Consider the following 23,195-nt stretch of genomic DNA (forward strand, 5'->3'; position numbering starts at 1 on the left):
GGCCCTCACCCGTCGAGGGTCATCAGGCTGGCATTGCCGCCGGCGGCCGCCGTGTTGAGGCTGACCACGCGTTCGCGGACGAGGCCCTCGACCGGATAGGCCTCGGTGCCGGCGGCCGGATCGGGGCGGGGCCGCAGGATGGCCACCAGGGGCCCGGGACGGGCGGCCAGGGCCGCGGCGAAGGCCGTCAGGGCCTCGGCCTCGCCCTCCCACAGGACCGCGTCGGCAGCGGTCTCCGGATCGGCGGCCCGGATGACCCCGTCCAGGGCGGGCGGCAAGGGGCGGGGCAGGGGGTGGGGCAAGGGCTGGAGGGAGGGTTGGAGGGAGGGTCGGGAGAGGGCGGCGAGGAGCGTCCGGGCCGCCGCGGTGGGACCGAGAACGACGCGGTTGCCGGTGGCGAGCGCCGCGCCGATCTGGGCCGCGAGGCCGGTCCCGGTTGTCGCCCGGCACAGGATGGTGCCGCGCGGATGCAGGCCGTAGCGGTTCTCCTCGCCCACGGGTCCCGGCAGCAGGAGCCCGCCGCCCACGGGGCTGCCGGCGATCAGCGCCTCAGCGGCCGCGGCCTCCCCGGGCCGGCCCTGATCGCGCAGCCATCGGACCCAGGCCAGGGCCGCCGGGGCGGGAGGCCCGGGCGGGAGGCCGGTCCCGGCCGGGGCGGCGGCGAGGAGGCGCCGCAGCATGAGCGGGCCGCCGGCCTTGGGGCCGGTGCCGGACAGGCCGTGCCCGCCGAAGGGCTGCACCCCGACCACGGCCCCGACGAGGGTGCGGTTGACGTAGAGGTTGCCCGCCGCGCTCTGGGCGCAGGCCCGGGTGATCGCGGTGTCGAGGCGGGTTTGGATGCCGAAGGTGAGGCCGTAGCCGGTGGCGTCGATGGCCGCGACCGTCGCCGCGAAGGCGGCGCGCTCGAAGCGCACCACGTGCAGCACCGGGCCGAAGACCTCGCGGGTGAGGGCGGCGACGGACGGGATCTCGATCACGGTCGGGGCGACGAAGGTGCCCCGATCGCAGGATTCCGGCAGGGGCGCCCGATGCACGGGATATCCGGCGGCGCGCATCGCGGCGACGTGGGCCTCGATGGCGTCGCGCGCCTCGGCGCCGATCACCGGGCCGATATCGGTGACCAGCCGGTCCGGGTTGCCGACCCGCCACTCGGCGAGCGCCCCCGTCAGCATGGCCAGGGTCCGGTCGGCGATCTCCGCCTGCAGCGCCAGCAGGCGCAGGGCCGAGCAGCGCTGGCCGGCGGAATCGAAGGCCGAGACCAGGGTGTCGGCCACCACCTGCTCGGTCAGGGCCGAGGAATCGACCACCAGGGCGTTCAGCCCCCCGGTCTCGGCCACCAGGGGCACGGGGTGGCCATCCGGGTTCAGGCGCCGGGCGAGGATCGCCTGGATGCCCGCCGCGACCGCCGTGGAGCCGGTGAACAGGACGCCGTTCACGCGCGGATCGGCGACGAGGGCGGCCCCGGTCTCGCCACCGCCGGGCAGGAACTGGAGGGCGCCGGCCGGCACCCCGGCCGCGCGCAGGATCCGCACCGCCTCGGCGGCGACCAGCGGGGTCTCCTCGGCGGGCTTGGCCACGACGCCGTTGCCGGCGGCGAGCGCCGCGGCCACCTGTCCGGTGACGATCGCCAGGGGAAAGTTCCACGGGCTGATGCAGGCGACGACCCCGAGGGGCCGGTGCGTGGCGGCGGTGACGTCCCGGACCGCGCCGGCATAGTAGCGCAGGAAGTCCACCGCCTCCCGCACCTCCGCCAGGGCGTTGGCGGCCGACTTGCCGGCCTCGCGGATCAGGAGGCCGATCAGCGCGGGCTGACGCGCGCTCAGCGCCGCGGCCGCCGCCTCCAGGATCGCCGCCCGCGCCGCGCCCGGCCGCGCGGCCCAGGCGGCGGCGCCGGTTCCGGCCTGGGCCAGGGCTTCCCCCACGAGATCCGCTCCGGCCTCCACCACGGTGCCGACGCGGTCCGCCCGGTCGGCCGGGTTGCGGATGTCCCGGGCCGGCCCGGTGCGCTCGGCCTCGGCCAGCATCGGCACCGCCCGCCAGAGACGCCCGCCCTCCGCCGCCAGGCAGTCGGCGAGGTCGGCCAGCCCCTGCTCGTCGGACAGGTCGAGGCCGGCCGCCGCGACCCGGTCGGGGAAGAGGTCGCGGGGCTTCCGGATCGCCGGGTGGGGGGCGCCGACGGGCTGCGTGGCCCGCACCACCGCGACCGGGTCGGCGGCGAGCTCGACCGCGGCCACGCGCGCATCCAAGACGCGGTTGACGAAGGAGGAATTGGCGCCGTTCTCGAGGAGGCGGCGCACCAGGTAGGCCAGCAGCGTCTCGTGGGTCCCCACCGGCGCGTAGATCCGGCAGGGGCGGTCGAGGCCGTTCGGTCCCACCACCGCGTCGTAAAGGGCCTCGCCCATGCCGTGCAGGCACTGGAACTCGTAGCGCCCGAGATGGAAGTCGGGCCCCGCCAGGGTGTGGAGGGCGGCCAGGGTCTGGGCGTTGTGGGTGGCGAATTGCGGGAAGATCGCCTCGGGGGCGGCGAGCATCCGCTCCGCGCAGGCGCGGTACGACAGGTCGGTGTGGACCTTGCGGGTGAAGACGGGGAAGTCCTCCAGGCCCGCCACCTGCGCCCGCTTGATCTCGGTGTCCCAGTAGGCGCCCTTGACGAGGCGGACCATGAGGCGGCGCCCGGAGCGGCGCGCGAGATCGACGAGGACCGCGGTCAGCGTCAGCGCCCGCTTCTGGTAGGCCTGCACCACGAAGCCGAGGCCGTTCCAGCCGGCGAGGTCCGGGTCGGCGCAGAGGGCCTCCAGGATGTCGAGGGAGAGGTCGAGGCGATCGGCCTCCTCGGCGTCGATGTTGAGGCCGATGTCGTCGCGGCGGGCGAGGCGTGCCAGGGCGGCGACGCGGGGCAGGAGCTCGGCCATCACCCGGTCCCGCTGGGCGCGGACGTAGCGCGGGTGCAGGGCCGAGAGCTTGATCGAGATGCCGGGGCCGGCGAAGGGGCCGCGCCCCGCCGAGGCCGCGCCGATGGCGTGGATGGCGTGCGTGTAGTCGGCCGTGTAGCGCGCGGCATCGGCCGCATTCATCGCTGCCTCGCCGAGCATGTCGAAGGAGTGGGTGAAGCCGCGCGCCTCCTGGGGGCGGGCCTGGCGCAGGGCCTGCGCGATGGTCTCGCCGGTGACGTACTGGCCGCCCATGCGCCGCATGGCCTGGTTGACGCCCGCGCGGACCAGGGGCTCGCCGCCCCGGGCGACGACCCGGGCGAGGGTGCCGGACAGTCCGGCCGCGCGGCGCTCCGCGGCGGGGGCGAGGCGCCCGGCGAGCACCAGCCCCCAGGTGGCCGCGTTGACGAAGCGCGAGGGGCTGTGCCCGAGATGGGCCGCCCAGTCCCCCTGTCCGATCGTGTCGCGGATCAGGGCGTCGCGGGTCTCCGGATCGGGAATGCGCAGCAGCGCCTCGGCGAGGCACATCAGGGCCACGCCCTCCTCCGTCGACAGGCTGTATTCCCGCAGCAGGCCCTGGACGCCGCCCACCGGGCCCTGGGCGCGCAGGCGCCCGACGAGGTCGTGCACGAGGCGCGCGGTGACCGCCGCGGCCCCGGGATCCGTCGTCACCGCCTCCAGGCAGGCGGCGACGCGCTCGGGCTCCGGCGCGCAGGTCTCCGCGGTCAGGCGGCGACGCAGGGGCGTCGGCGCGGCGCGCGGCTCCAGGAAGGCACCGAAGGGGCGGGCTGACGACGGTGCCGGATCGGCAGGGCGCATCGCGGGCTCACGGTCTCGGGCGGAGACGCCGCCTCGGCCGGGAAGGATGGGACGCGACGCCGCGCGCGTCGAGGCGCCGCCCGCGGGGGGACGCGCCGAGGCCCGTCCCGAGACTTATTCAAGCATAGACGGCGCGAACAGGCCAGTAGAACCATCGCGTCAACTGGACACTCCAAAGCAAGAGCCGTAAGTTTCTCGCGGAGCCGAGCGATCGGCCTCCGCCTGGACGTTCGTTCCCGAGACCGCATGGTTCCCCCCTTCGCCTCCGTCGAGACCCTGCGCCTGCTCGAAGGATTCGGCCTGACGGGATCCTGGAGCTGGGGATTCGCCGAGAACGAGCATGCCTGGTCGCCGGGGCTCTTCCGCATCCTGGGCGTGCCGAGCGGCACCGTCCGGGCCGACTACCGCCTCCTCCACAGCCTGATCCACCCGGCGGATCGCCCGTCGACGATGAGTCCCGCCTCCATTCAACACGCCGGACTCCTGACGGAGCAGACCTTCCGGATCCTGCGGCCGGACTCGACCCTGCGCACCGTCATGAGCCGCGGCGAGATCATCGTCTCGCCCACGGGCCGGCCCCTGCGGGCCCACGGGGTACTCATCGATGTCAGCGACCGGGAGGCCCTGGCCCGGGCCCATGCGGCGCAGCGGCGACGCGAGCGCGCCATCTTCGAGAAGGTGCGGGCCTTCACCTCGACCACGGCGATCTACCCCTTCCGGACCTTCTCGCCGGAGTGGCTGGAGCTGGTGGGGCTTCCCGAGGCCGAGCTGCTCGACGAACCGACACGGCCCGTCGTCGCGACCGAGCGGCGCCACTGGCGCGACTACGGACGCGAATGCTACCAGACGCACCGGATCGTGCACACGCTGCCGACCCTGACCCTGGCCAACGGCGAGACCGTCCCGTACCGCATGGTCATGATCCCGGTCCTGGATGGGCAGGGCACGCTCGAACACTGGACCAATTACATCGGCCCGGCCGGATTGCCGGTGCGTGCCGCCGGCCCGATGCTGGAGGGGCTGGAGCAGCGCCTCGAAGGGCATCACATCCGCGCGGCGCGCGCCCTGCTGGACTGGTCCATGGCCGACCTGTCCCGGGCCAGCGGGCTGTCGTTCTCGACCATCCGGCGCCTGGAGGGAGGCGGGGAAGCCCTCGTCCCGTCCAGCCGGCACCGGGCCATCGCTGCGCTGCGCGCGGCCGGGATCCTGTTCTCGCTGGTCGAGGGGTCCACCATCGTCGTCGGGAAGCCCGGCGCGGCCTGAACGCCGTCCCGGCCCCGGCCCAAGCCCCTGCAAGGGGGGACAAGCCCCGGCAACGGGGACCTGCGGCAGGCGTCTACCGGTCTAGGTCTACAGGAAGTGGCGATACACCACGCGGGTGTCGGCTTCCGGCTGGAGGCCGCTCCGGTCGGCGGCACTGCAGGTCGCAGCGGCGAAGGGCGAAATCATCGCGACGAGGGTCAGGAGCCAACGAAACGGACCTGCGGCAATCATCGGAATCTCCTCGGCCGGGATGGGATCGGCGGGTGGGGATCGGAGCGTCACCTGCGATGGTTACGGGCCTGAGCCCGGATCCTCCATGGACCGATCCGGCAGGTTTCGCGGTGCTGAGGCGCACCCGGCCGCGCTGTGGACGGTCGCGCGCGACCGGGGCGCGCCGTCGCCTTTGGCCGTAGGGTGGGCCATGGCTGCAGGGATCCTGGATCGCGACCGGTTCGCGAAGTGTCGAGCGCTGATGGAGCGCGGGGCCACGCCCGGCGAGCGCGCGGCCGGACGCGCCGCCGCGACCCGGGTGGCCGCCGCCGCCAGCCTCAGCCTCGCCGACGCGGTCGCCCTGGCGGATGCCCGTCGCCCGCAAGCCGGCCCGGGCCCCGCACCGAACCGCGACCGGCCGCGCCGGCCCGCCGAGCGCACCTACGCCTGGGCGACGCCCAGGCCCGCCCCGGAGCCGGTGACGGTGGAGGAGGTGCAGCGGCAGAAGGCGGCGGACGCGGCGCGGCGCAAGAAGGCGGCGGCGCGTGCGCAGCGGCGCCCGCAGGCCGCCGATCCCGAGTGGGAGCACTGGTCCGGCGAGGTCCGCGAGGCCCAAGCCGCCCGGGACCGGGACTGGGCGCAGCGGCGTCCGCCCCGTGCCGGCGACTGAGGCGCCGGCCGCGTGGCCGCAAGCGGCCTGACAACCGCACCCGAAAGCATCTTTGGATCGGGACGCACCGATCCCAGGCGTCCGATGCCCGATGAGACGGTGCCGAAGGGGCACCCTGGCGGACCCGATCGGCGGATCGGATGGCGAGGCTGGGACGTGGGCGGCACAGCGGCGGCGGTCCCCGCCTCGCCCCCCCGGCGGGACGCCTCAGTAGCTCTGCGTCGGCCGGTCGAGCACGGTCCGGCCCATCAGGCTGGCGGCGAGATCCACCATGAGGAGGGCCGTCCGTCCGCGCTCGTCGAGGAACGGGTTGAGCTCGACGAGGTCGAGGCTGCCGACGAGGCGCGAATCGTGCAGCATCTCCATGATCAGGTGCGCCTCCCGGAAGGTCGCGCCCCCCGGCACCGTGGTGCCGACGCCCGGCGCGATGCCGGGGTCCAGGAAATCCACGTCGAGGCTGACATGCAGCCGCCCGCCGGCCGCGGCGACCTGCCCGAGGAACGCCCGCAGGGGCGCGACGACGCCGGCCTCGTCGATGCTGCGCATGTCGTGGATGAGCACGCCGGCCTCGAGCACCGCCCCGCGCTCCGCCGGGTCGAGGCTGCGGGTGCCCATCAGGCAGACGTTGCGCGGGTCGATCGGGGCGGCGGGGGCCGGCAGGTAGCCGGAAAAGCCGCGCCGGCCGGTGGCGTAGGCGAGGGGAACGCCGTGGAGATTGCCGCTCGTGGTGGTGTCGAGGGTGTGGAAATCCGCGTGCGCATCCAGCCAGAGCACGAACAGGGGCCGGCCCTCCTGCGCCGCCCGGCGCCCGAGCCCCGACAGGGTGCCGGCCGACAGGCTGTGATCGCCGCCGAGGAAGATCGGGATGCCCTCGGCGCTGTGCCGGTAGGCGGCCTCGGCCAGGGCCTCGGTCCAGGCCGCGAAGGCGCCGAGGTGGCGCAGGGCCCCGTTGGGATGGGCCCGCTCCACGGCGACGGCCGGCGCGAGGTCGCCCGCATCGACGATGGCCAGGCCGAGGCCCCCGAGGGTCTCGGCGAGGCCCGCGGCCCGGTAGGCGCTCGGCCCCATGTCGCAGCCGAGGCGGCCGGCGCCCTCCTGCACGCGGGCGCCGAGAAGGATGCAGCGTCGGTTCGTCATGGTCGGGCCTCGCTCCGCAGCGCCGGTGGCACGGCCCCCTCGCGGGGCCGTGTCGCCGACGGGATCTTGCCAGGCCCGTGCCGGGGCCGGGGCGATCCGGCATGCCGTGCTGAAAATCGGCCGGGCTGAAAATCGGCCGGGCGGAAGGCCTGCCATCGAAGGATAGGCGATCCCCATGACGCTTGTTCCGGGCGGGACGCCGCAGGTCTCCGCCGCCCCGTGCGGGGCTCGGAATCCCGGCCTCCATGTTTTGTTAACCAGTCCGGCCGCAGCGTGCCGCCGTTCCTCGGCCACCGGCGCGGTCGGCGGAACGGATGACAGCCTCGCCGATGAGTCCCGAATTTCGGCGGCGCGTCCATAATCCCGCCCGTTTCTCCGAGCCCACTGGGGCGGGTCGAGGCCCTGGATCACGCAGCGGCCACGACCCCGCACAAGGAGTTTCTCCTATGATCAAAACGCTGCTGGCGCTCTTCACCGTCGCCGCCGTCCTGACGATCCGGGCGTTCCTGAAGCTCCTCTGGCTGCCGTTCCACAGCTTCGGCGGCCTCCTGCGCGGCCGTCCCGCCGCCACCTGAATCCGGCCCCCCGCCGGCGCCCGCTCAGCCGGTGCCGCGACCGGCCGCCCTCCGGCGCGGCCGCCCCGCGGCCTTGCCGGCACCGTTACCCGCACCCTTGCCGGACTCCTTGCCGGCAGCCTTTCCGATCCCCCTGCCGGCCCCCTTGCCGACCCCCTTGCCGACCCCCTTGCCGGCCGCACCGCCGGGCGTCGTCTCGACCGGCCCCGGCCTCGCCTGGCGCGCGGACGAACCCGTCCCCGTCGGCGCCGCGTGGGCGTCGAGGAACCGGCGACAGGCCTCGAACTGCGTCTCGATCTCGGCTGGGCAATCCAGGCCGCGCTCCGCCGCGAGGGTGCGGGCATAGCGCAGCATCGCCGCGCTGGGGGGACGCAACCCGCGATCCGCGCCCGGCGCCGCCGTGCGTGACGCGGCGGGACCGGCCTCGGCATCCAGGAAGACCCGGCAGCGGGCGAGGCTGCTCTTGCAGCCGCGGGGCAGCGCGATGCCCTTGCGGGCCGCCAGCGCCACCGCGAAGGCGACCATGGCGGGCGTCGGCGGACGATCCCCGCCCCCCGCCGGGCCGCGCCCCCCCGACGGCGGGATCAGGCTCGGGTCCAGGCTGACCACCTCCGCCTGCGCGATGGCGGCGATCAGGCCGTCGAGGCGGCTGCGGGTGCGCTGCCGGAAGGCCTCCGCCCGCGCCCGCGCCTCGACCCGCGTGGGAGCCCGGCCGATCTCGGCGAGCTCCGCCTCGAACGTGGCCCGGCCCACCGGGTCGCCATAGGCCGGGAACACCCGCCGCACCGCCGCGATGAAGGCGAGCCCCACCTCGGTCACCGTGAGGGCCGGGTCCTTGCCGTCCCCGAGGGCGAGGTAGTGGCTCTTCAGGAGCTTGGGCAGGATGGTGTCCCGGGTCGCGGCCGTGCCGAGCCCCTTCGGCTCGTTCGGGTTGACGGGATTCTCCAGGGCCCGCTTCGCCGCCGGATCGTCCACCTGGTCGATCAGGCGGCCCATCACCACGGGAAGCTCGCCCCGGGTGATCCGGCGGGGCGGCTCGGTCACGGCCTCGGCAATCTCGGCCCCCGCGGCCTTGGCCGCCTCCCCGTCGCGCAAGGCGGGCAGGCGGGTGGCGCGCGCCTCGTCGTCGGGCCGGGCCTTGCCCGGAACGAGATCGGCCTCGCCCTCGGCCTCCGCCCCGTAGAGGGCGCGCCAGCCCGGCACGCGCACGACGCGTCCGCTGACCGCGAAGCGCTTGGCGCCGAGGGGCGTCGGCACCTCGGCCACGACCTCCGTGCGCGCATCGATGCCGTCGGGCAGGTGGGCGGCGCCATAGGCCTTGGCCACGAGCTCCCAGAGGCGGGCGAGGTCCGCCTCGAGGCGCCCGCGCTCCGGCACCTTGCGGAGGGGCACGATGGCGTGGTGCTCGCCCGGATCCTTGACGTAGTGCCCCCGTGCCCCGCGCCGGATGACGGGCGGTTCCGCGGTCAGCAGGGCCCGGAGGTCCGGCAGCACGGAGGCGATGGCGGCCATCACCGCACCGGCATCCCCCGCCTGTCCGTCCGGCAGGCTGTCCGACTCGGTGCGCGGATAGCTCAGGTAGCCCTGGTCGTAGAGATCCTGCGCGAGCCGCGCCGTGTGCTGCGGGTCCCAGCCGAAGCGCTTGGCGCAGCGCCGGGCCAGGGTGTCCTTGGAGAACAGGCGCGGCGGCGCCCGGCGCACGTCCCGCTGCGTCACGCCGAGGGGGCCGGACCACGCGGCCGCCGCCGCCCGGATGGTCTCGGCCGCGGCGCGTTCGAAGATCCGCTCCTTCGGCAGGTGCCACAGGGTCAGGGCCGCCCCCGTGCCGGTCTCGGCGTGCAGCGCCACCTTGAAGAAGTCCTGCGGGACGAAGGCCCGGATGCGCGCCTCGAGGTCCGCCAGGATGGCCAGCGTCGGCGTCTGCACGCCGCCGAAGCGCCAGGGTTCGCGGAAGGCGGGCGGGCGCAGGCGCAGGGAGATCGCCCGCGTGCCATTGAGGCCGAGATGGTAATCCTCGTATTGCCGGCACAGCGCCTCCAGGTAGGCGGCGTAGTCCCGCTCGCCGGATTCCGGCTCCCGGGCCAGGGTGGCGAAGGCCCGCCGGACCGAGACGTCGTCGAGGGCGCCGAGCTTGAGGCGGTCGACCCGGCCGCGCCAGCCGAGATGCTCCAGCACCTCCCAGGCGATCATCGAGCCCTCCCGCCCCGGATCGGTGGCGATGATGACGCGCTCGACGCCCCGCAGGGCCTGGCCGATCGCCGCGAGCTTGCCCGCATGCGACTGGCCGGACCGGTTGGTGCCGCAGATCACCGGCAGGGTGTCGAGGACGATCGGCAGGGTCTCGAACTGCCAGGCCTTCCAGTCCGGCCGGATCCGGCCCGGCTCCTCGGCAGCGAGCAGGTGCCCCTCGGCCGCGACGCAGACGGTGCCGGGCGAGCGGAAGTAGCGCTGGAGCTGACGCATCGCCGACGGCTTCTCGAAGAAGAACAGCGTGCGGCCGGGCGGGGCGGGAGACATGGGCTGGGCAGGGGATATGGGCGAGGCAGGAGACACGGGCGAGGCAGGAGACATGGAATGGCGCGCTGACGCTCAGGCGGCCTGCCCGAGGCCGTCTCCGTCCCGGAACCGGGCGCGCTGCGCCGTCCGTCCCGGCCGGTCCCGGCCCTGCGCCGGGGGCTCGACGGACAGGAAGGGCCGGACGAGGACGCGCCGGCCGCGCAGGTCGTGGACGGTCACGTGCCACTCCGCCCAGTCCCCTTGCTCGCCGAGGCTGCGCATCACCTCCCGCGCCACCGCCTCAGCCCGGCGCAGCAGGCGATGCGGCGCCCGGATGTCGTTCCCGACGGCGTCGAAGACGCATTCGCGGCCGTTAGTGCAGTGGAAGCGGTAGCGGGCCATGCTGCTCTGACTCCCCTCGTCGACACCTGCTCGGACACCGCCGAGTTCACTCTCTGTTCTCATATGAGAGCAAGGGCGCCCGGATGGCAAGGGGTGGCCAGGCACAGGGTCCCGTACGCGCGCCGCAGGCGCACGGGACGATCGGGTCGCGGTGGGGTCCGACGCGGCTACCGCCCGCCGGCGCCGCCCCGCATGCTCCGCTGCCGACAGGTGCGGCCCATATCCTCGAAGCCGGCGGGACAGCGCCGGACGCAGGCGCCGGCGGCATACTTGAGGGGAGGCCGGCAGGCCCGGCTGAAGCGCTGTTCCTGAAACAGGTAGTCCTTCGCGGGACTCTGCGCCGCGGCCGGGCCGGCCAGCCCCAGGGGAAGCGCGACGAGCGCCAGGCGGAGGGCGGCGTGGGGGAGGCGGGGCATCGCGTGTTCCGGGGCGGGGGCCTTAAGGGGGCCTTGCGTCCTTCGCCTCTACCACGTCCCGTCCGACCCGGACATGGGGGCCGAAGCACGGCGCGGCGTGCCTCGCCCGGAGGGACGCCGCGTGCCCGCGGTGTCGCGAAAGGCCCGATGATCAGCTCGACCCGACTATCCGCGGACCTGTCCTCTGAGCTGCATCGATCTCGACCTGACAACACTTTTGACATGCTGCTTTTTGCAATGCACGACTAATACCGCAGAGCACAAACTAGCCTATTTGTGGAACTTGTTCCTTCATGGACCGTAGGTAGTCTGAACGGGCCTACCTTCGGTGATGCCATGTTGACCCTGTCCTTTCTTCTCCTGGGCGCCGCGGCCAGCCGCGCGTTCCGAGTCCCGGGCTTGCTGGCGCTCGTCGCGCTGCTGGCGGTCGCCATGGGCCTCGAAGGCGCCCTCAACCAGAGGGACCTGACCTCCGTGCTCGGCGATGCCGTGCTGATGCTGGCGGCGGTGGAAGTCTCCTATCTCGCCGCCGCCTGGCTGTGGGATGCGGCAGCCCGCCCGCTGCCGCACGGGAAGGTCTGAGGCGGGGGAGGGGCTGCAACCCCGAGGCCTTTGGAGCCAAGCCAAGGCCTTCTGAGCCAAGCCTTCCGGCGGCCCGCGGACAACGGGGCTACGAGAGCGGCAAAGGTCCACCCCAGATACGAAGGAGGTCGGATCGCTCTTCCAAACACCGTCATTGCCCGCGAGCGCCAGCCGGCCGCGCCGCGATTCGGAAATTTCCTGCGCAACCTCCGTGTATTCTGCAGCATTATGCATGATCGCCCCAAACGTCCGAGCGGGGTCAACCGGAGTGTGACGGATGAGTGCCGGCTATCCACTTTTGATCCTGGCCCTGGGAACCCTCGGCGGCATCGGCTTCCTCGCCCTCGCGGCCCGTAAGCAGGTCGCCGACCTGAAGAACGACCCGAAGCGATCGAGCTTCGTGCGGGACCACGGCGGCACGCCGCGCGAGAACATGCCGGGCACCGAGCACTGACGGCGCGCGCGGGGCGCCCCCACCGCGGCGTCCCGCTTGCCGAGGCAGTCTTCCCCCGACATGCGGGAACCGGTGTCCAGGCCAGCCGTTGACAGTCAGATTGGAATTGATCTAATTCGCAACTGAGCGCGGCCTTCGCCGCCGCGCACTTCCCAAGGAGCTCCCATGGCCGGCCACGCGCATTGCGACAGCTGCAAGTTCTTCGACGAGCACAAGGTGAACGGCGCCCAGGCGGCCGGCGAAGAGGGCCTGTGCCGCTACAACCCGCCCGTGACCCAGCCGGCCCCGGAATCGAAGGGCCTCTGGCCGGTGGTCGCCACCAGCGACTGGTGCGGCCACTTCACGCCCGAGATGTCGGCCGCCGAGTAAGCGGCCCGCACCGCCTTCCATCAGGGGCCAGCCTTCGGGCTGGCCCTTTTTCGTTTCGGCCGCGGCCGGCGAACGGATCAGGTCGGGCCGGCCGCCGTTCGGGCCGTGGCGCGGACGGGGCTTCCCGCGCGCGGCAGCGGCGCCCCTAGAGGGTGTTCCGCTTCAGGGATGCCGCGACCCGCCCGCCGCTCACCTCGGCATCCGGGTTGCGAACCTCGCGCATCCGCGGAGCGGATCCGGTCGTCAGGTAGACCACCACCGTCAGTGCCAGGAGCACCTTCGCGCCCATCGCCCTTGCCCTCATCGTTAAGAGGGGGTGGATAGGATCGATCCCTTTCGACTTTGTTGCAGTGCGATGGCCCGACGCGCCGCCGCAGCGCCTTCCGCGGGCGTGGTGAACAAATCCTCAAAGCGCCCCCGCGGCGCCGGGATCCGCGTGTCATCGTCCCGCGGATGCGTCGGCGGGGACGGGCTCCTCCGACGCCCCGCGTCGCCACGCCCGATCGCAGGGGCCGCGATCCCCCTTAGGCGGCGGAGGCCGTCGTCATGGCCCGCTCCAGGAACGCCGCCGCGTTCGCGATGGCCTCGCGCCCTTCGGCCAGCTCGGCATGGAACATGTGCCAGACGTGGAACATGCCCGGCCAGACCTCCAGCGAGACGCGCACGCGGTTCTCGCCGAGATGCGCGGCGAGCCGGATGGCGTCGCTCAGCATCAGTTCGCCTTCGCCGATCTGCACCAGGATCGGCGGCAGGCCGCGGACATCCGCGAAGACCGGGGATGCCTCCGGGCTGTTCGGCAGAGCGCCGCCCAGGAAGGTCCGGGCCATCAGGTCGAGGCCCGCCTTGGTGTTCAGCAGGTCCAAGCCCTCGCGATTGACCATCGACGCGCCGGTGTGCTCGAGGTTCGCCCAGGGCGAGAGGGCCGCCCCGCCGGCCGGCAGCTTCACGCCGGCGTTGCGGGCCATGACCATCACCGAGACCACCATCGCCCCGCCGGCCGAGTCCCCGGCGAAGGTCACCGATGCCGGATCCTGCCCCTGCGCGATCAGCCAGCGGTACGCTGCGAACGTATCCGCGATCGGAACGGGGAACGGGTGTTCCGGCGCCAGCCGGTAATCGGGCAGGTAGACGCGCGCCTTCAATGCCGTGGCGAACGCCGCGGCCAGCCCGTGATAGCCGCCCGGTCCGCCGACGATGTAGGCCCCGCCGTGGATGTAGAACAGCACGCGGTCCCCCTCGACCTGCGCCGGCGTGATCAGTCTCGCCGGCACGCCCCCCATGTCGACCGGCTCGATCCGCATTTCGGCCGGGGTCGGATGCTCGGCCATCGTGCGGATGTACGACCGGCGGATGTCGTCGAGCGTCACCGCCGTGTTCTGCCCCAGGATGACGGGGGCGAGGTCCCGCAGGCTTTCGGCCCATTGATCGAGACGGTGACGCACGGTGTCGTTGAAGGTCATGTCGCGGGCTCCTGATGGCGTTGATCCGTTCACCTCCCCGTTATACGCCGGTGATTGGCGACGGGGCGTCGACACTGCGGGGGAGCGGCAACGCCGCATGGCACCGGGCAACATCAACGACATCGTCGCCTTCGTCGCGGCCGCCGAGGCGGGCAGCTTCGTCGGCGCGGCGCGGGCCCGCGCGATGACGCGGTCGGGGATCGCCAAGAGCGTCGCCCGTCTCGAGGACCGTCTGGGTGTCCGCCTGTTCCACCGGACGACGCGCAGCCTGGGGCTGACCGACGACGGCCGCGCGTTTCTCGATCGCTGCACGCAGATCCTCGCCGACCTCGAAGCGGCGGAAACGTCGATGTCCGATGGCGGCGGGGAGCCGCAGGGCCTGTTTCGCATGACCGCGCCGATGACGTTCGGCCGCGTCGTGATCCTGCCGCTGCTCAACGACTTCCTCGCCTGCTGGCCCCGGCTGAAGGCGGATGTGAGCTTCACCGATCGGGTCAGCGACCTCATCGAGGACGGGATCGACCTGGCGATCCGGATCGGCGAGCCCCGCGCGAACAGCCGCCTCATCACCCGGACGCTGACCCAGCAGCACGATCTGGTCGTCGCCAGTCCCGCCTACCTGGCGACCCGTCCGGCGCCGCAGCATCCCGACGATCTGGCGGGGCATGACTGCCTGAATTACGTCAGCGCCGGGCAGAGGCGCCCGTGGCGCTTTACGGTCGAGGGCAGGACCGTCGCGGTCACACCGCGCGCCCGCCTGTCGCTCGACAGCGGCGAGGCGCTCCGCGACGCGGCGGTCTCCGGGGCGGGACTGGCGTTCCTTCCCGGCTATGTCGTCGAACGCGACCTGGCCGAGGGCCGGCTGGTGGCGCTGGTCACGGACCATGCCGCGCCGCCGGTGCCGATCAGCCTCATCTATCCCAGCCGCCGCCATCTCGCCCCGAAGGTCCGCCGCTTCATCGATCTGCTGGTACGGGCCGTCTGACGGGGTTCAGGGCGTCGGAACGGGTGATGGCGGCCTGAAACCGCCTCCTTGCGCGTCGCGAAGGGTCCGGGCCGGCACTGGATCGCCGAAGCGGTCCTGCCGGCCGCCGCCCCGGTCAGGATCGCCGCGACGACCATCCCGGTCTTGCCGGCAAACCCGAGCCGTTGTTCGTCGTCAGCGGATCTGGGGCCGTCTGCGGCGTTCAGCAGCGGAGGCTCCGGTCACTTTGGGGCGAGAGGTTCGGCAGCCTGCGGGCGCGGGGCGTCCAACGCGGGAGGGTGGTCCTCGACGACACCGCCCTGCGCGCACCATGCGGCGGCTGGGGCTGCCGGACCGCTGCGACACCAGCCACGCCTTTCGCGAGCACATCCGGAACCTGGGCGCGCGGCCCGCGATCCCACCCCGGCCCCACGCGGCGGCCGCCGCTTGCCCGGACGGGATCGACGACAACCGCTGTCAGGTCGCGCGCCCCTGGGTCGGGCTCGAAGAGTGGCGCGCCCGCGCGCCCCTGGGCCGGGCTCGAAGAGGGGCGCGCCCGTACCACCCGATCCGAGACGACCGCCGCCAGCGTCATGGGCGCCCTCTGCCGCGCCGCAGCCCGCGATGGGACCACGCGATGACAGACCCTAGTCGAGCGGGGCCTGGGCTGGGTCACCGACGATCTCACCGTCAGGCAAGGCGCTCGCTTCCCAGCGCTCGCGGCGGGGTTCGATGCCCCGGCGCGGCGACGCGCAGCCATCGCAGATCGACGAGACGGCGCGGCGCGTCCGCGTCGCGATCCTTCGATCGAAGGCGTCCATCACCGCCACCGACTTGGCATGCGCCTCCTCGAGCGAGCCGTCGGCCCTGGCAGGATCGGTCTCGCCCGGTGTCCCCGTCGCGCTTTGAAGCGGCAGTTGGACGCGACGGGTCGATGGCCGAGCCGCAGCATCCGGGGCAGCGCCACAGGTGAGGATGATCAGCAGTAAGACAACGACACGGAGCAAATCGAGAGATCCTGGACCGCCGCCGTATTGATCGGCATCTGAGCCAAACCAAGGCCGACCTGCGACGCGGCGCGATACCTGAGCCGAGATGTCCTCGTCATCCGACTTCCGGTCGACGAATCCTGGCTTCAGCGGCGGGAGAACTCAGTTGCCGAGGCGAGATCGCCCGCGGACACCGCGACCCACCTGCGAAAGGAATCATTAAGCACATATCGGTTCTCATGAAGACTTCCGACGCAATGCCCGCCACGGCTGTGATATGCTCAACGCCCACCAAGACAGCAACGCGGCTACACCTGCACCCAAATTGGGTGACGCGCGGCCGACACACTCTTGCGAAGAATAATTAAAGCATGGTTTGGGAGGTGCACTTCCATGCCAACATGCTGAGCACGTCGGTCAGCACGCGCGCATGTCCGGGCATCGTTCGGGTGTCGGCCGGACGTGAGCAGCCACAAGAAACGTTCAAAAGCCAAAATTATATTGGTTGGAGGGGAAATTGGGGAATACGTCTGCGTCTGTCTTCGCAAGCGGCAATCAAGATGTCGACGGATTGCTATCGGGGGTGCGCTGGGCGAACCCCCAAATCACGTTCAGTTTTCCGACAGACCCTGCTCAGTACCAATATAGTGGCGAGAAGAACAACAACTTCGAGGCGTTCAGCGCTTGGCAGCAGGAGGCTGTCCGGAGCACCTTGAGCCACATTGCTTCGGTCGCGAATGTCAGTTTCACCGAGGTGGCTGGCGGGGCCGGCGATTTGCGCTTTGCGATGTCGGATACGCCCTCGACCGCGTGGGCCTACTATCCGGGCAATACCCCCCAGGCCGGCGACAGTTGGTATGGAAACACGAATGGGTGGTACGATCATCCAGTCGTCGGAAATTATGCTTTTTACTCCATCGTTCACGAAATTGGGCACGCGCTCGGCCTGAAGCACGGTCACGAGACCGATAGCTTCGGCGCCATGACCTACGACCATGATTCCAGCGAATATTCGCTCATGACCTACAATTCCTATGTCGGGTCTGATGGAATGTACGCCTACAACGAGGCCAATGGCTTTCCTCAATCGCTGATGATGTACGATATTGCAGCGCTGCAATACATGTACGGAGCGAATTATAGCGTCAACGCCGGCGATAACGTGTACCAGTGGAGCCCCGATACAGGCCAGCTCTCGATTGACGGAAACGGGTTTTACGTGCCGTCGCAAAACCGCTTGTTCATGACGGTTTGGGATGGCGGAGGACATGATACATACGACTTCTCAAATTATGGTACGGACCTAAGTATCGATCTGTCCCCCGGGGGATGGACGGTGACCTCCGCTGGTCAGTTGGCCCTGCTCGGTGCCGGCCATTACGCGGTCGGCAATATTGCCAATGCGCTCCTCTATGACGACAATCTGGCGTCGATCATCGAGAATGCCATCGGCGGCGCAGGCAACGATACGATCGTCGGAAATCGTGTCGACAATGCCTTGGCCGGCGGTTCGGGCAACGACACGCTGAATGGCGGCGCCGGAGCCGACCGGATGTATGGCGGCTTCGGCAACGACACCTTCGTGGTCGACAATGCCGGCGACGCCGTCATCGAGTACACCAACCAGGGCAGCGACACCGTCCTCGCCTCGATCGCCTACGCGCAACACCCTGGCCAACATCCTCACCGGCAATGACGCCGCCAACACCCTGTCGGGCGGCGCYGGCGACGACCGGCTGGTCGGTCTCGGCGGCAACGACACGCTCGACGGCGGCGTCGGCAACGACACCATGGTCGGYGGCACSGGCGACGACACCTACGTCGTCAACGCGCGCGGCGACGTGGTCGTCGAGGCCGCCARGGARGGCATCGACACCGTGCTCTCCGCGATCAGCTACGATCTCGGGGCCAACCTCGAGAACCTGACCCTGACCGGCACGGCCGACCTCAAGGGCAGCGGCAACGACCTCGACAACGTCCTCGTCGGCAACACCGGCAACAACCAGCTCTATGGCAATGCCGGCAACGACCGCCTCGACGGCGGCCTCGGCGCCGACATCATGGCGGGCGGCACCGGCAACGACACCTATGTCGTGGACACCAGGGGCGACGTGGTGGTGGAGTATGCGGGCGGCGGCACCGACACGGTCGAGGCCGCGATCTCCTACACCCTGGACGGCGGCGTCGAGAACCTGACGCTGACCGGCACGTCCAACATCGACGGCACCGGCAACGCCCTGGCCAACGTGCTGACCGGCAACGCGGGCGACAATCATCTCTTCGGTGGCGCCGGCAACGACACCCTCTCCGGCGGGGCGGGCAACGACACGCTCGACGGCGGCACGGGCAACGACACGCTCTACCCTTGATCAGGTTGAGGTCGGCGTCACGATCGTAATAGACCCGCATGGGTTGGTTCCTNGCGGGCGACAATCATCTCTTCGGTGGCGCCGGCAACGACACCCTCTCCGGCGGGGCGGGCAACGACACGCTCGACGGCGGCACGGGCAACGACACGCTCGACGGCGGCAAGGGCGACGACACCTACATCGTCGACAGCCCGACCGAGCGGGTGATCGAGCTGGCCAATGAGGGCACCGATACCGTCCTGGCCTCGGTGACGTTCAAGCTGCAGGCCAACCTGGAGAACCTGACCCTGACGGGTCGGGAGGCCATCAACGGCACGGGCAACTTCCAGTCCAACATCCTGATCGGCAACGATGCGGCCAACGTCCTCGACGGCAGCGGCGGCAAGGACATGCTCATCGGCGGGGGCGGTGCGGACACCTTCGTGTTCCGCGCGGGCGAGACCAACGGCGACAAGGTCATGGATTTCACCGCCGCGGGGGCGGCGGGTGATCATCTGGCATTCTACGGCTTCGGCTCAGGGGCCAAGCTGATCCACGCAGCCGGGGGCACGGACCTCTACACGATCACGGCGGATACCGACCATGGCGGCGCGAGCGAGACGTTCCAGCTCGCGGGCGTGACCGACCTCGACCTCGGCGCGGGTCAGGGTCACAACGACATGATGCTGTTCGCCTGAAGCAAGACGGACTGACGGCGAACAAGCCCGTGGCGCCCAGAGGGTGCCGCGGGCTCGGCCTTGCCGTTCGGGCTCGTCGAGCCCGGCAACAATCCGACCGGGCGTATCCGTGAGCGCCATCGCATCGGCGCTGACCCGGCTTTCCTCCTCGAGCCCGCTCGACCCGACCCGGCGCCGACAGGCCGGCCTGCGGTTCGCCCGCGGCGATCACGGGCGGGACGAGGTCGCCGCGCCCGACTGGCCGACGCAGACGCGGATAACGTCGCTGCCGGGATCGTCCCTGACGAAGGTGCCGCGCGGGCCGGCGCCGAGCAGGAGAGGCAACTCTGGCGGCCGGTCGTCCGTCGCGGCCAAGGGCGCGCTCGGCTTGTCCTGGTCAGACCGCGGGCGTCTGTGGCGACGGGCAGGGGCTGAGTCGGCGCCGGCAGGACGGCGAGATCCGCGCCCGCGAAGCCGAAAATGTCGTTGGCCGGGGCGGTGAGGCTGTCCTGCGTGATGGGGTCGAGGCCCGCCTCGCCATGCGCCTCGGCCTGGGTGGCGAGGCTGCCGGTCAGTCGGTCAGCCGCCACGCAGCCGCGCCCACCGATGGGGTCGCTGAGGATTGGGCTGGCCGCACCGACGCGGCGCGTTCGCGGTCAGGGCCTAGCGGTCGCGGGTCGACCTGCCAGATGCCGCGACCGTGCAGTGGCCGTTGCCCAGCGCGCCAGCCTGAAGATCGCTGAGCGCATCAACAGCCGAGGCTGATCGCGGCCTCGGCCGACGCGACGTGCCGGGTGGCGCCCAATCCCGCCCCTGAAGGCGCGCTGGGCGGTGATGCGACCTCACACACAGAACGATGTGCCGGTCAGCCGGCCAGAGCCTGCAGCTCGGCTACGCCATCGTGCAGGACGTAGCCGCGGCCCCAGACGGTCTCGATGTAGTTCTTGCCCGAGGAGGCGTTGGCGAGCTTCTTGCGCAGCTTGCAGATGAAGACGTCGATGATCTTCAGCTCGGGCTCGTCCATGCCGCCGTAGAGATGGTTCAGGAACATCTCCTTGGTCAGCGTCGTGCCCTTGCGCAGGGCAAGAAGCTCCAGGATCTGGTATTCCTTGCCCGTGAGCTTCACGTAGCTGCCTGCGATCGCGACGGTCTTCTGGTCGAGGTTCACGATCAGGTCGCCGGTGGTGATCACCGACTGGGCATGACCCTTCGAGCGCCGCACGATGGCCTGGATGCGGGCGACGAGCTCGTCCTTGTGGAAGGGCTTGGTGAGGTAGTCGTCGGCGCCGAAGCCGAGGCCCTTCACCTTGTCCTCGATGCCGGCCATGCCGGGCGACGAGCTCGTCCTTGTGGAAGGGCTTGGTGAGGTAGTCGTCGGCGCCGAAGCCGAGGCCCTTCACCTTGTCCTCGATGCCGGCCATGCCGGACAGGATCAGGATGGGCGTCTTGATCTTCGAGGCACGCAAGGACCGCAGCACCTCGTAGCCGGAGATGTCGGGCAGGGTCAGGTCGAGCAGGATGATGTCGTAGTCGTAGAGTTTGCCGAGATCGATCCCCTCCTCACCGAGATCGGTGGTGTAGGTGTTGAAGCTCTCGGACTTGNTAGTCGTAGAGTTTGCCGAGATCGATCCCCTCCTCACCGAGATCGGTGGTGTAGGTGTTGAAGCTCTCGGACTTGAGCATCAGCTCGATGCTCTGCGCAACAGAGGCATCGTCCTCAATCAGCAGCACGCGCATGGGCCAGGATCCTCCAAAGGTTGAGGCATCCTGAACGGGCATCGCGAACAAACCGTTAAGGTTGCACCGAGGCCAAACAAAACAACGGCCACGGACGCTGGGGCACGGTGCGCGTACATTCGGCGTCACCCTATCCCGGCATCGTGGCCGCATCCGATCGGGCCGTAGAGCCCTGATCGGTCTGGGGCCAAGGTGGGGATCGGATCGTTAACGTTCAATGAAGCCGCCCCGCCGCCCGATCCGAGCCCTGGCCGGCGGGGCGGTTCGTCCCTCTCACCGACGAGCCGGTCCGCAATGGGGCTCGGCCTCGGGATGCAGGCCTTCGGTGACCCGGTCGGTCTGCGTCGCGCGTGTCGATGTGGGACCGCGATGTCGCCCCTGAGCGTCCGGGTCGCGTCGGCGCGCCGCATGGCGGTCCAACTTCCGCGCCGGAGAGCTTATGCGGCCTTGCCACGATCCTTGGCCTTCGGCTGCGGCTCCTCGCTGCGATCGCCGACCCGGCCGAGGCCGATCGACTTGGCCAGGGCCGAGCGCTGGGCGGCATAATCCGGAGCGACCATCGGGTAGTCCGCCGGAAGGCCGTAGCGCTGACGGTAGCTGTGCGGATCGAGGCCATGACCGGTCAGATGGCGCTTGAGCGTCTTGTACGTCCGGCCGTCGAGGAAACTGACGATGCCGCCGGGTGTCACCGACTTGCGGATCTGCGCAGGCGTAGCCTTCTCATGGACCTCCTCCGGAGGAGGCTCTGCCATGCCGGTGGCAAGGCGCGTGAGCGCCGCCTGGACACTCTGGATCAGCCCCGGCAGTTCGGACACCGGGGTCGAATTGTGTGAGACGTAGGCGGAGACGATATCGCCGGTGAGGTCGATAAGATTGGAGTTCTGGTTGTCGAAGCTGTTCGTCATGCTGCCATCTGGTTGTGAAGATCTCAGAGAAAGGCATGATCGATACAAGATTAATGTTCAAGAGGAACGTAGCGTGCTTCGCGCTCCCGTACACATCCTATGTCCTATAGCCTTCTTAGACATTTCTCATGCTGCGCCGATGCGATCCGAGCTGGGAGGCGTTGCTATCGGACCCGGACAATGTCCTGACGGGGTCGTCGAGGGCCAACGCCTGAAACGAGGACGGCGGAGCTTTCGCCCCGCCGCTGGTCGTCTCAAGGCATCGAAGGCCTAGCGGGCCGTGCCGCCCGAGGTGCGGCCGAACTGCCAGACGGGAAAGTTGTTTTGCTCGGCGTTGCCCTGCTGAGCGGAGGTGTAGTCCCGTCCGTAGCCGATAGAGCCGGTGGTGATGTCGTCGTAGCTGCGGGCCGCGTGGCTGCCGGGCGCCGCGGCGGCCGAAATGCCGGCGGGAGCGGTATAGCTCTGGGCCAGGGCGGGCGAGGCCATCGCGCCGAGGCTCAGGACGACGGCAGCAACGGGAGAAGCAAAACGCGTGTTCATGGCACAATCCACTTGGGTTTGCGCGGTCTCCGTCAAATGGCGGTGGGCCGTGACTTGTTCAGTGACCTTGATCTAGGCTTACCGCAGCGGGAATGCCGTGCCGTTTGGCACTCAGGCATCACATCGATATCTCGGCCTCAGGAGTACGACGTTTTGATCCGTCCACGAACGACCATGCTGTCCGCCGCGGCGCCGCACAGTCCGGCTCGGCCTCCTGCGCCCCCCTGGCAGGAGGCCATCGGACCGATCGCCGAAGCTCTGCTGAGCCTCGTTGCCGCCGTCGAGAGTGGCCCCACGGCTGGACCCGCGGTGAAAGCCTTCCAGGCGGCGATCCGGCGAAAGGGCGAGGACGCCGCGGCAGCCGGCGGCCCCGAGGCCATGGAGGCTGCGCTGCGCATCGTCGCCGATGCCGCCCAGGACCGTGCCGAGCGGCGCACGCGCATCATCGACAAGGCCTGGGCCGGCTTGAACGGCTGGCGGCCCGAGGGCCGCCAGCCCTGATGATCTCAATAGCCGTCGTAGTATCGACGCGGACGGTCGTAGCCGTAGCTCTCCCGACGGCCATACCCTTCACCGTAGCCGTAGGGCCGTCCCTCGTAGAACCGGCGAGGTCCACCGTAGCCGCCATAGCCGTAGCCGCGGTCGTTCGGGCGGCAGCGGCCCCAGGGATTGGGATGGAAGCCGGGTCCGCAGCCACCGGCGACGAATTCGATGACGGGCTCACCGCGGCCCTCTTCGAAGGGATCGAACGAAAGGGAAGCCGCGTGGACGGACGTTGCCAGACCGAGTCCGGCAAGCATCACCGTAGCTATCCCGAAGGCCTTCACGCGTACCATGACCTGAACCTCATTGGCGTCCGGTCTCTGCTCAACCGACCGGCAAGAGCAAAGGCTGCGCCTCGGCTGCTGAACCATGGCTGACGCCTGCCACGGCGTTCCGTTCAGGCCGCGCCGTGAGCAGCATCCCCGAGGGACCCGTTGGCTTGGTTCTGGATCAGGCCCTGGATACGCCGGCCGGCATCCCACTCGTCTCCTCGAGGCCGGTGGGGCGTTGACGGCTTCGCGGCTTTCCGGCTTTTCACGGAACCAATCGAGCCACCGCCAGTTGAGGCAACCCTCAACAACATGGTAAGTAAAACCCTAACGCAGTCTTAGACCATCTGGCGCTTCACCAATCTGATCTGGGTGTTGCGCATCTGCACTAGTCGCCAAGTCTGCCCTGTCGCTAAGGTGTCTTCACACCGCACCGAGAG

General features: G+C 70.6%; 22 protein-coding genes and 2 pseudogenes. 10 read left to right on the forward strand and 14 right to left on the reverse strand.

What is annotated here, in order from left to right; all coding sequences use genetic code 11:
* Positions 1-5 precede the first annotated feature (5 nt).
* Positions 6-3,749: a bifunctional proline dehydrogenase/L-glutamate gamma-semialdehyde dehydrogenase PutA gene (gene putA / locus ASF58_RS14980; RefSeq protein ID WP_055953923.1), complete on the reverse strand. Its 3,744-nt coding sequence runs from the start codon at positions 3,747-3,749 to the stop codon at positions 6-8.
* 246 nt (positions 3,750-3,995) lie between these two features.
* On the opposite strand from putA, the gene ASF58_RS14985 reads away from it, so the two are divergent.
* The gene (locus tag ASF58_RS14985; protein ID WP_055953926.1) at positions 3,996-5,012 is read left to right on the forward strand and encodes a PAS domain-containing protein; all 1,017 of its coding nucleotides are present in this window, start codon (positions 3,996-3,998) and stop codon (positions 5,010-5,012) included.
* Between the two features lie 87 nt (positions 5,013-5,099).
* On the opposite strand, the gene ASF58_RS25885 is transcribed toward ASF58_RS14985, so the two are convergent.
* On the reverse strand, positions 5,100-5,243 hold the full coding sequence (locus ASF58_RS25885) for a hypothetical protein (RefSeq protein ID WP_156375695.1): 144 nt from the start codon (positions 5,241-5,243) through the stop codon (positions 5,100-5,102).
* Between the two features lie 190 nt (positions 5,244-5,433).
* Between ASF58_RS25885 and ASF58_RS14990 the strand changes: the two genes are divergently transcribed.
* Positions 5,434-5,892, forward strand: a complete 459-nt coding sequence (locus ASF58_RS14990) for a hypothetical protein (protein ID WP_055953929.1) — start codon at positions 5,434-5,436, stop codon at positions 5,890-5,892.
* Positions 5,893-6,099: 207 nt separating this feature from the next.
* On the opposite strand, the gene rocF is transcribed toward ASF58_RS14990, so the two are convergent.
* Complete coding sequence (gene rocF, locus ASF58_RS14995) at positions 6,100-7,029, reverse strand: arginase (RefSeq protein ID WP_055953932.1); 930 nt, start codon at positions 7,027-7,029, stop codon at positions 6,100-6,102.
* A gap of 446 nt (positions 7,030-7,475) precedes the next feature.
* Here rocF and ASF58_RS27505 point away from each other — a divergent pair, with 446 nt between their 5' ends.
* Positions 7,476-7,604, forward strand: coding sequence for a hypothetical protein (locus tag ASF58_RS27505; RefSeq protein ID WP_274533541.1), 129 nt, complete (start codon positions 7,476-7,478; stop codon positions 7,602-7,604).
* A gap of 24 nt (positions 7,605-7,628) precedes the next feature.
* Here ASF58_RS27505 and ASF58_RS27180 read toward each other — a convergent pair whose 3' ends face one another.
* From ASF58_RS27180 to ASF58_RS15010, 3 genes are all read right to left on the reverse strand, one after another.
* Complete coding sequence (locus ASF58_RS27180) at positions 7,629-10,121, reverse strand: DNA topoisomerase (RefSeq protein WP_280137545.1); 2,493 nt, start codon at positions 10,119-10,121, stop codon at positions 7,629-7,631.
* 72 nt (positions 10,122-10,193) lie between these two features.
* On the reverse strand, positions 10,194-10,502 hold the full coding sequence (locus tag ASF58_RS15005; protein ID WP_244477342.1) for a hypothetical protein: 309 nt from the start codon (positions 10,500-10,502) through the stop codon (positions 10,194-10,196).
* 167 nt (positions 10,503-10,669) lie between these two features.
* On the reverse strand, positions 10,670-10,918 hold the full coding sequence (locus tag ASF58_RS15010) for a hypothetical protein (RefSeq protein WP_055953935.1): 249 nt from the start codon (positions 10,916-10,918) through the stop codon (positions 10,670-10,672).
* A 336-nt stretch (positions 10,919-11,254) separates the two neighbouring features.
* Between ASF58_RS15010 and ASF58_RS15015 the strand changes: the two genes are divergently transcribed.
* The 3 genes from ASF58_RS15015 to ASF58_RS15020 all read left to right on the forward strand — a co-directional run bounded on the left by ASF58_RS15015 (position 11,255) and on the right by ASF58_RS15020 (position 12,323).
* Entirely contained in the window at positions 11,255-11,500 is a 246-nt protein-coding gene (locus ASF58_RS15015) for a hypothetical protein (protein ID WP_055953939.1), read from the forward strand.
* A gap of 277 nt (positions 11,501-11,777) precedes the next feature.
* Entirely contained in the window at positions 11,778-11,954 is a 177-nt protein-coding gene (locus ASF58_RS26705; RefSeq protein WP_181017441.1) for a hypothetical protein, read from the forward strand.
* A gap of 165 nt (positions 11,955-12,119) precedes the next feature.
* Entirely contained in the window at positions 12,120-12,323 is a 204-nt protein-coding gene (locus tag ASF58_RS15020) for a hypothetical protein (protein WP_055953942.1), read from the forward strand.
* Between the two features lie 145 nt (positions 12,324-12,468).
* Here the strand turns inward: ASF58_RS15020 and ASF58_RS26710 are convergent, their stop codons facing one another.
* Positions 12,469-12,612 (reverse strand): hypothetical protein, encoded by a 144-nt coding sequence (locus ASF58_RS26710; protein ID WP_181017440.1) that lies wholly within the window; start codon positions 12,610-12,612, stop codon positions 12,469-12,471.
* 235 nt (positions 12,613-12,847) lie between these two features.
* Positions 12,848-13,783: an alpha/beta hydrolase gene (locus ASF58_RS15025; RefSeq protein ID WP_055953945.1), complete on the reverse strand. Its 936-nt coding sequence runs from the start codon at positions 13,781-13,783 to the stop codon at positions 12,848-12,850.
* A 97-nt stretch (positions 13,784-13,880) separates the two neighbouring features.
* On the opposite strand from ASF58_RS15025, the gene ASF58_RS15030 reads away from it, so the two are divergent.
* Complete coding sequence (locus ASF58_RS15030; RefSeq protein ID WP_055953949.1) at positions 13,881-14,768, forward strand: LysR family transcriptional regulator; 888 nt, start codon at positions 13,881-13,883, stop codon at positions 14,766-14,768.
* A 626-nt stretch (positions 14,769-15,394) separates the two neighbouring features.
* On the opposite strand, the gene ASF58_RS26865 is transcribed toward ASF58_RS15030, so the two are convergent.
* The gene (locus ASF58_RS26865) at positions 15,395-15,754 is read right to left on the reverse strand and encodes a hypothetical protein (RefSeq protein ID WP_055953952.1); all 360 of its coding nucleotides are present in this window, start codon (positions 15,752-15,754) and stop codon (positions 15,395-15,397) included.
* A gap of 565 nt (positions 15,755-16,319) precedes the next feature.
* Here ASF58_RS26865 and ASF58_RS25045 point away from each other — a divergent pair.
* Positions 16,320-17,432, forward strand: coding sequence for a M10 family metallopeptidase (locus ASF58_RS25045; protein WP_162242051.1), 1,113 nt, complete (start codon positions 16,320-16,322; stop codon positions 17,430-17,432).
* Entirely contained in the window at positions 17,329-18,105 is a 777-nt protein-coding gene (locus ASF58_RS27190) for a calcium-binding protein (RefSeq protein ID WP_280137546.1), read from the forward strand. Before ASF58_RS25045 ends, ASF58_RS27190 begins: the two co-directional genes overlap by 104 nt.
* A 1,521-nt stretch (positions 18,106-19,626) precedes the next feature.
* On the opposite strand, the pseudogene ASF58_RS15055 reads toward ASF58_RS27190, so the two are convergent.
* From ASF58_RS15055 to ASF58_RS15065, 4 genes and pseudogenes are all read right to left on the reverse strand, one after another.
* A pseudogene (locus tag ASF58_RS15055) lies at positions 19,627-20,363 on the reverse strand (response regulator transcription factor); the annotation flags it as partial.
* 1 nt (position 20,364) lies between these two features.
* Positions 20,365-20,498, reverse strand: a pseudogene (locus ASF58_RS27195) (DNA-binding response regulator); the annotation flags it as partial.
* Between the two features lie 437 nt (positions 20,499-20,935).
* Entirely contained in the window at positions 20,936-21,403 is a 468-nt protein-coding gene (locus tag ASF58_RS15060; protein ID WP_055953965.1) for a MucR family transcriptional regulator, read from the reverse strand.
* A 270-nt stretch (positions 21,404-21,673) separates the two neighbouring features.
* Entirely contained in the window at positions 21,674-21,943 is a 270-nt protein-coding gene (locus ASF58_RS15065; RefSeq protein WP_055953968.1) for a hypothetical protein, read from the reverse strand.
* Positions 21,944-22,117: 174 nt separating this feature from the next.
* Between ASF58_RS15065 and ASF58_RS15070 the strand changes: the two genes are divergently transcribed.
* A complete protein-coding gene (locus ASF58_RS15070) occupies positions 22,118-22,444 on the forward strand; it encodes a hypothetical protein (protein WP_055953971.1) in 327 nt (108 codons plus the stop codon).
* 5 nt (positions 22,445-22,449) lie between these two features.
* Here the strand turns inward: ASF58_RS15070 and ASF58_RS15075 are convergent, their stop codons facing one another.
* Positions 22,450-22,779: a hypothetical protein gene (locus tag ASF58_RS15075; RefSeq protein ID WP_055953974.1), complete on the reverse strand. Its 330-nt coding sequence runs from the start codon at positions 22,777-22,779 to the stop codon at positions 22,450-22,452.
* Positions 22,780-23,195: the final 416 nt, after the last annotated feature.

The sequence above is a fragment of the Methylobacterium sp. Leaf125 genome, from assembly GCF_001423085.1.
Lineage (GTDB): Bacteria > Pseudomonadota > Alphaproteobacteria > Rhizobiales > Beijerinckiaceae > Methylobacterium.

Excerpts from the sequence above, each read along its gene's own strand:
- putA (WP_055953923.1), bottom strand. The coding sequence starts at position 3,749 with ATGCGCCCTGCCGATCCGGCACCGTCGTCAGCCCGCCCCTTCGGTGCC.
- ASF58_RS14985 (WP_055953926.1), top strand. The coding sequence starts at position 3,996 with ATGGTTCCCCCCTTCGCCTCCGTCGAGACCCTGCGCCTGCTCGAAGGA.
- ASF58_RS25885 (WP_156375695.1), bottom strand. The coding sequence starts at position 5,243 with ATGATTGCCGCAGGTCCGTTTCGTTGGCTCCTGACCCTCGTCGCGATG.
- ASF58_RS14990 (WP_055953929.1), top strand. The coding sequence starts at position 5,434 with ATGGCTGCAGGGATCCTGGATCGCGACCGGTTCGCGAAGTGTCGAGCG.
- rocF (WP_055953932.1), bottom strand. The coding sequence starts at position 7,029 with ATGACGAACCGACGCTGCATCCTTCTCGGCGCCCGCGTGCAGGAGGGC.
- ASF58_RS27505 (WP_274533541.1), top strand. The coding sequence starts at position 7,476 with ATGATCAAAACGCTGCTGGCGCTCTTCACCGTCGCCGCCGTCCTGACG.
- ASF58_RS27180 (WP_280137545.1), bottom strand. The coding sequence starts at position 10,121 with ATGTCTCCCGCCCCGCCCGGCCGCACGCTGTTCTTCTTCGAGAAGCCG.
- ASF58_RS15005 (WP_244477342.1), bottom strand. The coding sequence starts at position 10,502 with ATGGCCCGCTACCGCTTCCACTGCACTAACGGCCGCGAATGCGTCTTC.
- ASF58_RS15010 (WP_055953935.1), bottom strand. The coding sequence starts at position 10,918 with ATGCCCCGCCTCCCCCACGCCGCCCTCCGCCTGGCGCTCGTCGCGCTT.
- ASF58_RS15015 (WP_055953939.1), top strand. The coding sequence starts at position 11,255 with ATGTTGACCCTGTCCTTTCTTCTCCTGGGCGCCGCGGCCAGCCGCGCG.
- ASF58_RS26705 (WP_181017441.1), top strand. The coding sequence starts at position 11,778 with ATGAGTGCCGGCTATCCACTTTTGATCCTGGCCCTGGGAACCCTCGGC.
- ASF58_RS15020 (WP_055953942.1), top strand. The coding sequence starts at position 12,120 with ATGGCCGGCCACGCGCATTGCGACAGCTGCAAGTTCTTCGACGAGCAC.
- ASF58_RS26710 (WP_181017440.1), bottom strand. The coding sequence starts at position 12,612 with ATGGGCGCGAAGGTGCTCCTGGCACTGACGGTGGTGGTCTACCTGACG.
- ASF58_RS15025 (WP_055953945.1), bottom strand. The coding sequence starts at position 13,783 with ATGACCTTCAACGACACCGTGCGTCACCGTCTCGATCAATGGGCCGAA.
- ASF58_RS15030 (WP_055953949.1), top strand. The coding sequence starts at position 13,881 with ATGGCACCGGGCAACATCAACGACATCGTCGCCTTCGTCGCGGCCGCC.
- ASF58_RS15060 (WP_055953965.1), bottom strand. The coding sequence starts at position 21,403 with ATGACGAACAGCTTCGACAACCAGAACTCCAATCTTATCGACCTCACC.
- ASF58_RS15065 (WP_055953968.1), bottom strand. The coding sequence starts at position 21,943 with ATGAACACGCGTTTTGCTTCTCCCGTTGCTGCCGTCGTCCTGAGCCTC.
- ASF58_RS15070 (WP_055953971.1), top strand. The coding sequence starts at position 22,118 with ATGCTGTCCGCCGCGGCGCCGCACAGTCCGGCTCGGCCTCCTGCGCCC.
- ASF58_RS15075 (WP_055953974.1), bottom strand. The coding sequence starts at position 22,779 with ATGGTACGCGTGAAGGCCTTCGGGATAGCTACGGTGATGCTTGCCGGA.